Origin of the sequence: Streptomyces sp. NPDC005728, from assembly GCF_040630895.1 — a bacterium.
Classification (GTDB): Bacteria; Actinomycetota; Actinomycetes; order Streptomycetales; family Streptomycetaceae; genus Streptomyces.
Window position 1 is genome coordinate 1 of the sequence record NZ_JBEXYL010000253.1, and the last position, 2,704, is coordinate 2,704.

The window sequence follows — 2,704 nt, forward strand, 5'->3', positions numbered from 1 at the left end:
TCGTACCACGAGCCGTACAGCGCCCGCTCCCGCTCCACCAGCAGCGGCAGCGGCTCGGAGGCCGTGACCAACTCCCGCAGCGGGTACCGGGACAGCACCGCGTCCACCTCCGGGGACAACGCGGCCTTCAGGCGGTGGTGCACCGAGAGCGTGTCGTCGCCGAGCGCGTGCGCGGCGTCCAGCACCAGGTCCCGGTCCGGTCCCCTCGGTACTCCGGCGGCAGCGCGCTCGTAGAGGTCGGCGCCCTCCTCCAGGACCAGGCCCGTGTCGATGCCCGCCGGCACCTTGACGGAGGCGGTGTGCCGCCAGGTCGCCAGCGGATGGCTCCAGGCCTCCACACGGAAGCTCCAGCGGCCGGTCACGTCCGGGGTGACCTCCGCACCCCAGAGATCGCTGCCGGGGGACAGTTCGCGCATCGGCGTCCAGGGGCCGCGGCGGCCGGACGGATCCCGCAGGACGACGTTGGCGCCGACGGCGTCATGCCCCTCCCGGAACACGGTGGCAGTGACCTGGAAGGTCTCCCCGGTCACCGCTTTCGCCGGGCGCCTGCCGCACTCCACGGCCGGCCGGACGTCTCGTACCGGTACACGACCGATGGCCGGGGTCCTGCGCATGGATCTCACCTCCGCCGTGCGCGAAGCCGGGCACCGGGCCCGGCTTCGCGATCCGAGAAACGGTCCGGCTGCCGCCGTTCCGTGGGGAACGCAGTGAACGGTGCCAGATCAGGGACTTGGCGCCGTGGAACGCCGCTCCGGTGGCGGTGCCCGGCGGCCCGCCCGGCCCGGCTGCGGCCGCCCGTCCTGCTCGCTCAGATAGCCGGCCAGACTGGAGCGCAGATAGCGTTCTGCCGCGTCCGCTGCCTCCCGGGCGCAGCGCTTTCCCATCAGCACGCACAAGGTGTAGCCCGAGTCCTCGAAAGTGGCCCGGACGGTGCGGTCGTGGGGCTTGGCGAGCATCACGCGCTCCCATGCCCGGTAACGCCGCAACTGCCGGGCCACTTCGGCCTTGGCGGGTAGCAGCATGACCCTCTTCACCTTCCACGCTCTCGACTGGGCGCGTTCCCGACGGTCGGGTGGCGTCCGCGCAGGGGAAGGCACGGCACCGTTACGGCGATCGAGGCTTTCACTCATGGTGCACGGACGACCACGCAACGTCCTGTTGGACCTTCAACCATCCGGCCGTTCGGGGCGCTCGTGTTGCACGAATGGCGTAGTGCGCCCACTGTGGAGGTGACTCAGAAGCGATCAGCGCTCACGCTCGGTGTCCGGGATCCCTCCTGGACGGGGCGAGGGGAGCGGGAGCTTCGCGGGTGAGGAGCAAGCGACGATGAAGACCGCAGTGCCCTGCTACTACCACCTGGACGTGGAAGTCAGCCCGGAACGGGTGGGACATGTCAGCCGCATCCTGGCCGCCCACCTTCGCTACTGGGACCTCGAGAACCTCGTGGTCCCCGTGTGCCACGGCACCGAACTGCTGTTGCGTGCGATCGACGAGCACGCCACGGACAAGGACATGTCGATCGAGATGTGGTGGAACCGCCAGCACCTCATCACGGCCGTCGGGGGTGACGACCGGGACCTGCGCCCGGACCAGGACCTACGGGCGTGCCTGGCGGACATCGCCGCCATGAGCGACGGCTGGGGCTGCTGTGCCTCGGAGACCGGCACCAAGATCATCTGGTTCTCGCAACGCGCCCGCGCCGGCGAGCGCGTCCCGCTGGTCCCGGTCGCCCCCGCGCCGAACCTGCGCCGGGGGCTCCGAGTGCCCCGTGCGATCCCGGTGGCCGCCCTGGCCGCCCCGGCGGCGGCCGCGGACCACGCCCTGGAGGGTGCCCGGTGAGGGCACGCAAGTCCCGGAAAGGGGTGCCCGCGTGGAGCGGGCACCCCTACCCGTTGGGGGCCGCCTTCGACGGTCAGGGCACCAACTTCGCCCTGTTCAGCGAGGTCGCCGAGCATGTCCAGCTGATCCTGGTGGACGACGCCGGGGCCGAGAGGTCCGTCCCGCTGTACGAGGTGGACGGGTTCGTGTGGCACGCCTACCTGCCCGGAGTCGGGCCGGGGCAACGCTACGGCTACCGCGTGTACGGCCCCTGGCAGCCGTCCCTCGGCCACCGGTGCAACCCGGCGAAGCTGCTGCTCGACCCCTACGCCCGGGCGGTGGACGGCCAGATCGACAACGACACCTCGCTCTACGAGCGCGCGGCGGACGGACCCTCCCCGGGGGACAGCGCGGGGCACTCGATGCTGGGGGTGGTCACCGACCCGTACTTCGACTGGGGCGACGACCGCCCACCGCAGCGGGCGTACGCCGACTCCGTCATCTACGAGGCCCACGTGCGCGGTATGACCCGCACCCACCCGGAGGTCCCCGAGCGGCTGCGCGGCACCTACGCGGGCCTCGCGCACCCCGCGGTCCTCGAGCACCTGACCTCGCTCGGCGTCACCGCGGTGGAGCTGATGCCGGTCCACCAGTTCGTGCAGGACGGCGTGTTGCAGGACCGGGGCCTGGCCAACTACTGGGGCTACAACACCATCGGCTTCTTCGCCCCGCACCATGCCTACGCGGCCTTCGGCAGCCGGGGTCAGCAGGTCGACGAGTTCAAGGCCATGGTGAAGGCGCTGCACGGCCGGAGCCGGCTCCGTCTGTGTCTTTTCGAGGGTCGTGGTGCTCATGGCGGCGGCTCCTGCGGCGTCAGACGGCGAGC

3 protein-coding genes and 1 pseudogene are annotated in these 2,704 nt (G+C 71.4%); 2 read left to right on the forward strand and 2 right to left on the reverse strand.

What is annotated here, in order from left to right:
- Window positions 1-614: maltotransferase domain-containing protein (locus ABZ471_RS48250; RefSeq protein WP_359075513.1), on the reverse strand; the 614-nt coding region annotated here is incomplete at its 3' end.
- A 108-nt stretch (window positions 615-722) separates the two neighbouring features.
- On the reverse strand, window positions 723-1,022 hold the full coding sequence (locus ABZ471_RS48255; RefSeq protein WP_359075515.1) for a DUF5133 domain-containing protein: 300 nt from the start codon (window positions 1,020-1,022) through the stop codon (window positions 723-725).
- 304 nt (window positions 1,023-1,326) lie between these two features.
- On the opposite strand from ABZ471_RS48255, the gene ABZ471_RS48260 reads away from it, so the two are divergent.
- Together ABZ471_RS48260 and ABZ471_RS48265 are read left to right on the forward strand one after the other, a co-directional pair.
- A complete protein-coding gene (locus tag ABZ471_RS48260; protein ID WP_359075517.1) occupies window positions 1,327-1,839 on the forward strand; it encodes a pep a2 in 513 nt (170 codons plus the stop codon).
- Window positions 1,836-2,704 (forward strand): annotated as a pseudogene (locus ABZ471_RS48265) (glycogen debranching enzyme); the annotation flags it as partial. The gene ABZ471_RS48260 and the pseudogene ABZ471_RS48265, both read left to right, overlap by 4 nt.

Excerpts from the sequence above, each read along its gene's own strand:
- ABZ471_RS48255 (WP_359075515.1), bottom strand. The coding sequence starts at position 1,022 with ATGCTGCTACCCGCCAAGGCCGAAGTGGCCCGGCAGTTGCGGCGTTAC.
- ABZ471_RS48260 (WP_359075517.1), top strand. The coding sequence starts at position 1,327 with ATGAAGACCGCAGTGCCCTGCTACTACCACCTGGACGTGGAAGTCAGC.